At 55.7% G+C, this 6,232-nt stretch carries 5 protein-coding genes and 2 pseudogenes; all 7 read right to left on the bottom strand.

Annotated elements, in window-relative coordinates:
* Positions 1 to 70: 70 nt before the first annotated feature.
* Positions 71 to 376, bottom strand: coding sequence for a LysR family transcriptional regulator (locus R8269_RS23185; protein WP_001255015.1), 306 nt, complete (start codon positions 374 to 376; stop codon positions 71 to 73).
* Positions 377 to 403: 27 nt separating this feature from the next.
* A complete protein-coding gene (gene floR / locus R8269_RS23180) occupies positions 404 to 1,618 on the bottom strand; it encodes a chloramphenicol/florfenicol efflux MFS transporter FloR (RefSeq protein ID WP_021038045.1) in 1,215 nt (404 codons plus the stop codon).
* Positions 1,619 to 1,834: 216 nt separating this feature from the next.
* Positions 1,835 to 2,719: a DUF3363 domain-containing protein gene (locus R8269_RS23175; protein WP_001447541.1), complete on the bottom strand. Its 885-nt coding sequence runs from the start codon at positions 2,717 to 2,719 to the stop codon at positions 1,835 to 1,837.
* 30 nt (positions 2,720 to 2,749) lie between these two features.
* A pseudogene (locus tag R8269_RS23170) lies at positions 2,750 to 3,778 on the bottom strand (IS91-like element ISVsa3 family transposase); the annotation flags it as partial.
* Positions 3,779 to 3,791: 13 nt separating this feature from the next.
* Positions 3,792 to 4,127 (bottom strand): annotated as a pseudogene (locus R8269_RS26725) (toprim domain-containing protein); the annotation flags it as partial.
* Between the two features lie 82 nt (positions 4,128 to 4,209).
* Entirely contained in the window at positions 4,210 to 4,722 is a 513-nt protein-coding gene (locus R8269_RS23165) for a dihydrofolate reductase (RefSeq protein WP_086371372.1), read from the bottom strand.
* Between the two features lie 345 nt (positions 4,723 to 5,067).
* The coding region (locus tag R8269_RS23160; RefSeq protein ID WP_000320694.1) for an IS91-like element ISVsa3 family transposase at positions 5,068 to 6,232 on the bottom strand (1,165 nt) is incomplete at its 5' end.

Genomic DNA, 6,232 nt, shown 5'->3' with positions numbered 1-6,232 from the left:
GCTTAGCGGAAAGTTCTTTTACCCTCAGCCGAAATGCCTGCCGTTGCTAGACATTGCCAGCCAGTGCCCGTCACTCCGCGGTCTTCACTGCGTGATCGAGTTGATCGACACCCGCCGTGACACGCTCCATGAAGTGCCTGCCTGCGTCTGTTAGCCGAACGCCCCGCGCATGGCGCTCAAATAGCAGGACACCAAGGTTATCCTCCAGCGCTTTCACACGCGCGCTGACGCTCGACTGGCTGATACCAAGTGCCTTGGCCGCATGCCGAAAATTCAGATGCTCGGCGACGGCGATGAACTGAACAAGGGAAATGAGCGGTATCCTGCCAGACAGGATACCGACATTCACGAGGTTTCGATGGTTAGTGCGCCGCATCGGAGCGGGCCTGCTACCAGTCGTCGGTTAGACGACTGGCGACTTCTCGGTGGCAGCCCCACGGAGCCGAAGGAGCACCAGCCCCAACGAAACCAGTACCGCCATCGCCGTGGCGTAACAGATCACGGGCCACGCTGTGTCACCGTTTAAAAGTGCCACCGCCAATGTCCCGACAATGCTGACTATCAGGCTTTGAACGCAGAAGTAGAACGCGACCGCTGATCCCGCGATGTCGTCGAACTCTGCCAAAGCGCCGTTCGCGGTAACGGACACCGTGAAGACAATACCGACCGCGACAACCCACATCGGTAGGATGAAGGTGAGGAATGACGGCGAGCCGTAAAGTTCGCCGATCCCCAACAGGACCGCTCCGCAAACAAGCAACGCCATCCCACGCGCCACGCATCCTGCGATGCCCCATCTGGCGACAAAGGACTTCGCGAAACGGGTTGTCACGATCATTACAAGCGCGACAGTGGCGAAGGCAAAGCTGAATCCGATCTCGGAATATTCCGCTTGGCCTATGAGCACACGGGGAGCCGTCGAGAAGAAGACGAAGAAGGTGCCCATACCGGCGCTAAAGCCGACAGTGTAAACCCAAAAAGCCGGACTCGCGAAGATCGGCAAGACAGATCGGCGCGTCTTGACTTGATCCAGAGGGCGGGTTTCGTGCCACCTGAAACCCGCATTTAGGAGTGCGAGCATCGCCAGTATAGCCAAAGTAATGAATATCGCCTGCCATCCCAAGAACTCGCCGATCAATGCTCCGGCGATAGGGCCGAGCGCAGGCACGAACGCCAGTATCGAACTGAAAAGGCCGTAGATGACGACACCCTCAGGACGGTTGGCATAAACGTCGCGAACCGTCGCGAACGTCGCCACCAGCATGGCCGACGCGCCCACTGCTTGAAGTAGACGGAAAGCGACAAAGGCCGGTGCAGTTGAAGACCAAGCTGCTCCCAGAGACGCAATGACGAAAGCCGTTGCGCCCGCAAGTAGAATTGGCCGTCGCCCGATTCTGTCTGAGAGCGGACCAAAAATCACCTGGCCCACGCCGAGCATCACCATATAGAGGCTCAACGTGAGTTGGATCATAGCGGGCGTCGTGTTCAGGATGCCGGGCATCGCTGGAACGACAGGGAGATAAATATCCATCGCCAGTGAAGCGAGGATGTCGAAAGGAGCCATCAGCAGCAGTGCTGCCGGCAGCGTATAGGCCCACGCGGGGCGTGTGGTGGTCATGACGAATCAACCCTCGATTAAGGAATACCGGGCGACGTCTGCTCGTCAGCAATCAGATGAGACTAGCCTTACAGAGCGCCGCAACAACAATACTGGTTGTTGCGGCTTACTTGTCTGCTGACTTGGAATTTCCCATCTGATTACTCCACGCTTACGAATATGAATTGCTACATTTTATCCGATTATCTTTTGCTTCGCAATGCGGCATGGGCGCACTCAGCGTTCCAGCCCCCTCTGCCGCCCTAACTGCCACGACACCGACCCGCCCTGCACGATGCCCATAACCTCGCGGCCGAGTTGGCGGTCGATGATCGGCCGCCACGGGACAAGGGTGAACTCATGGGATTTCTCGACCACGGCGAACTTGCCGCTCGATAGATGCACGGTTCCGGTAAACTTGCCGCTGACGCTCTCGCCGTCCGTGGCGGCGCGGAACGGCAGGCCCTTACTCAAAGCCATATCCGATCCGACGCCGGCTACCTCGCGCTCCCGCAGGATGGCGAGAAGGTTGCGCCGGTAGAAGACGCGGCTGTCCCGGCTGCGGGTGGCGTCGCCCTGTTCGATATGGTGCTCGCGGCGCTGGTCCATGGCTTCGCGGACTTGTTGCCCGAAGCCGGTTGGCGCAAGGTCGGCCGTCTCGCCGTGGATCAGCCGCCGGTCCAGCCAGGTCGCGCCGTCCGATCCGATCTGTTTGTTCAGATCGACCGGGGAAAGGACGCGAACGCTGGCCTGACTGTCTCGGCCGGCGTCATGGGCGGCGGCACGGCTGACCAGATCATCGGGGATGCGCCATTGGTCGGCGTCGATCCGCTCGACGATACCGGCCCGGCGTAGCGCCTCCAGCCGGCGCACATGGGCATCGACATAGCCCTCATAGTCGCCGCCTGGAACGCGGCACGTATAGGAAGAATAAACGCCCTTTTCACCCAAGTCCAACAGCTTTGGACCGCAGTTGACTCTTTCGACACCCCTGCGATGCAACCCAATCCGGCTGACGGGGAGCCAGCAACGCTGAAAATTTACCCTCCTCTTTCCCACTAGCGGCTCCTTTTCCGACAACCAGCACGGCGGATCCCTGCCGCGGCGCTGTGAACGCAGCATTTTGATTGGTATCGTTGGCCTTCAGGCTCGTCAGTCAAACAGACCCAGGAGCAGCTCAGCCGGTGGCGCCCGGCTTTCGGGTAACGCCCTGGTCCCGCTGGTTTCGGCTTTGTGCTTCAGGTGATCAAGGATCTGCTTGATCACTATAGGGTCTTCAATGCAGGCGATGACTTTCATGGCGCCGCCGCAGCCGCTGCAGGTCTCGATGTCGATATTGAAAACACGCTTGAGCCGTTGCGCCCATGTCATCGACGCTCGCCGTTGTGCTGGTGTTGCCGGTTCATCAGCCACCCTGACCTTGTTGCCCCTGCCCCGTTTTGCCGGCGTGACCAACGCCCGGTGCCGACTGTTGGGTGCGAACACCCCGTGGAAGCGGGTTAGGTTGACTCTGGGCTTCGGTACCAGGGCGGCCAGCCTTGCAATGAAATCCAATGGTTCGAAAATGACGTGCGTGGTGCCGTCCCGGTACGGCGTCTTGAGCTGGTAGCGCACGTTGCCGCCTCGTGTTAACGACAGCCGCTTCTCGGATACCGCCGGGCGGCTGATGTACCGGCACAGCCGTTCGAGCTTCTTGCGTTCATCGGCCCTGGCCGCCACGCCGGCGTGCAGGCTGGACCCGGCTACCTTGCCAATCCCGTCACCGAACGGATCACCACTGGTCGGCAGAGTTTGCAAAGTGAACACCTTTCGCCCCGCCTGTGAACCGACAGCGATACGGTAAGTGATCGAGTGCCCCAGCAGGGGTGTCATCGGGTCGTCATCCACCGCATCCGAGGCCAGATAGCTGTTTTCGACATCCCGTTCCAGCAGGCCTTGCCGTTCCAGATAGCGACCCACCCGGTGGGCGATGGTGTGCGTCAGCTGGGTGAGCTCTGGGCTGGTCGGCGCCTTGACCCAGCGGAAACGCGCTGAGCCGTGGGATTGCTCGACATACACACCGTCGAGAAACAGCATGTGGAAGTGAACATTCAGATTGAGCGCCGATCCAAAACGCTGGATCAGGGTGACCGCGCCCGTCTTGGCCACTTGGTGGGTATGGCCCGCTTTCTTGACCAGGTGCCAATACCCATCTTTGTATCAACTCCCCTTCCTGCCCGGCATCCCCGCAATTGATGACTTCAGAACAAGATGCTACCAATTTTTCAATAACAGCAAATTGCCTTTTTACTCCATCGTTATCAATTAGTTTAATGCCAAATTTTTTAGGTACAATTGGCAGATCTTCCAATTTCCAGTATTTCCAATTTTCTTTGTAATCATGGGGTTCATTCAATGTACACAGATGGCCAAAAGTCCAGGTTACCCAATAGCCATTTCCTTCATAAAAGCCGTTGTTGCGTTGTTTTGCACCAATTACTTCGGCAATATCTTTTGCCACAGAAGGTTTTTCAGCTATACATAAAATCATAAGGAGGCAAAGTTAGTAAGGTCGTTGAAGTTTTGAAACCGTTACATACAAAACATTTCAACAAAAACAGTAAGTTTTAGAGTTATTTACGTGTATATTTTTTTATTTCAAAAGCAAAAGCGTGTTTTTCATCAATACCCTGTTTCAGTACAGTTTCACTATTCCACTCAGATTCAGAAAATTTAGGAAAAAAAGTATCTGCGTCAAACACTCCATCTACTTGTGTGATATACATTTCTTGAAGGATGTTTCGCTGCATAACTTCTGCATAAATTTGTCCCCCACCAATGATGAAAACAGTTCTTTCGGTTTCATTTTTATAGAACTCTAAACATTCAGTAAGTGAAAAAAAGACATGAGCTCCTGGTGCTTGATAGCCGATTTGGTGAGTTAAAACGGCATTTTCACGATTTGGCAAGGGTCTAAATTTCTCAGGAATAGATTCATAATTTTTACGTCCGGTTATTACTACATGACCTGTTGAAGTTTCTTTAAAGAATTTCATATCAGCCGGCAATTTCCATAACAAATCGTTGTCTTTACCAATGCCAAAATTTTTATCCATGGCAACAATTAATGATAGTTTCATAATGATCGGTATTGAATAATTAATTTTTTATTTGAGGCATTAAGCACATGCAATAATTTCTCAATTGGTTTTTTCACCTTTTCTTTCAAATGTAACTCATCTGCAGTTTGAATCATACGTATAGGAAGAATAAACGCCCTTTTCACCCAAGTCCAACAGCTTTGGACCGCAGTTGACTCTTTCGACACCCCTGCGATGCAACCCAATCCGGCTGACGGGGAGCCAGCAACGCTGAAAATTTACCCTCCTCTTTCCCACTAGCGGCTCCTTTTCCGACAACCAGCACGGCGGATCCCTGCCGCGGCGCTGTGAACGCAGCATTTTGATTGGTATCGTTGGCCTTCAGGCTCGTCAGTCAAACAGACCCAGGAGCAGCTCAGCCGGTGGCGCCCGGCTTTCGGGTAACGCCCTGGTCCCGCTGGTTTCGGCTTTGTGCTTCAGGTGATCAAGGATCTGCTTGATCACTATAGGGTCTTCAATGCAGGCGATGACTTTCATGGCGCCGCCGCAGCCGCTGCAGGTCTCGATGTCGATATTGAAAACACGCTTGAGCCGTTGCGCCCATGTCATCGACGCTCGCCGTTGTGCTGGTGTTGCCGGTTCATCAGCCACCCTGACCTTGTTGCCCCTGCCCCGTTTTGCCGGCGTGACCAACGCCCGGTGCCGACTGTTGGGTGCGAACACCCCGTGGAAGCGGGTTAGGTTGACTCTGGGCTTCGGTACCAGGGCGGCCAGCCTTGCAATGAAATCCAATGGTTCGAAAATGACGTGCGTGGTGCCGTCCCGGTACGGCGTCTTGAGCTGGTAGCGCACGTTGCCGCCTCGTGTTAACGACAGCCGCTTCTCGGATACCGCCGGGCGGCTGATGTACCGGCACAGCCGTTCGAGCTTCTTGCGTTCATCGGCCCTGGCCGCCACGCCGGCGTGCAGGCTGGACCCGGCTACCTTGCCAATCCCGTCACCGAACGGATCACCACTGGTCGGCAGAGTTTGCAAAGTGAACACCTTTCGCCCCGCCTGTGAACCGACAGCGATACGGTAAGTGATCGAGTGCCCCAGCAGGGGTGTCATCGGGTCGTCATCCACCGCATCCGAGGCCAGATAGCTGTTTTCGACATCCCGTTCCAGCAGGCCTTGCCGTTCCAGATAGCGACCCACCCGGTGGGCGATGGTGTGCGTCAGCTGGGTGAGCTCTGGGCTGGTCGGCGCCTTGACCCAGCGGAAACGCGCTGAGCCGTGGGATTGCTCGACATACACACCGTCGAGAAACAGCATGTGGAAGTGAACATTCAGATTGAGCGCCGATCCAAAACGCTGGATCAGGGTGACCGCGCCCGTCTTGGCCACTTGGTGGGTATGGCCCGCTTTCTTGACCAGGTGCGTGGCAATGACGCGGTAAACGATGCCCAGCACCCACCCCATGATCTCGGGCCGGCTGGCAAACAGGAAACGCAGCTGAAACGGGAAGCTCAACACCCACTGACGCATGGGTTGTTCAGGCAGTACTTCATCAACC

The organism is Vibrio sp. Vb0667, from assembly GCF_033391095.1.
The sequence above is the reverse complement of the archived record's forward strand: the minus strand, read 5'-3'. Positions and strand labels throughout refer to the sequence as shown.

Excerpts from the sequence above, each read along its gene's own strand:
- floR (WP_021038045.1), bottom strand. The coding sequence starts at position 1,618 with ATGACCACCACACGCCCCGCGTGGGCCTATACGCTGCCGGCAGCACTG.
- R8269_RS23185 (WP_001255015.1), bottom strand. The coding sequence starts at position 376 with ATGCGGCGCACTAACCATCGAAACCTCGTGAATGTCGGTATCCTGTCT.
- R8269_RS23175 (WP_001447541.1), bottom strand. The coding sequence starts at position 2,719 with ATGCTGCGTTCACAGCGCCGCGGCAGGGATCCGCCGTGCTGGTTGTCG.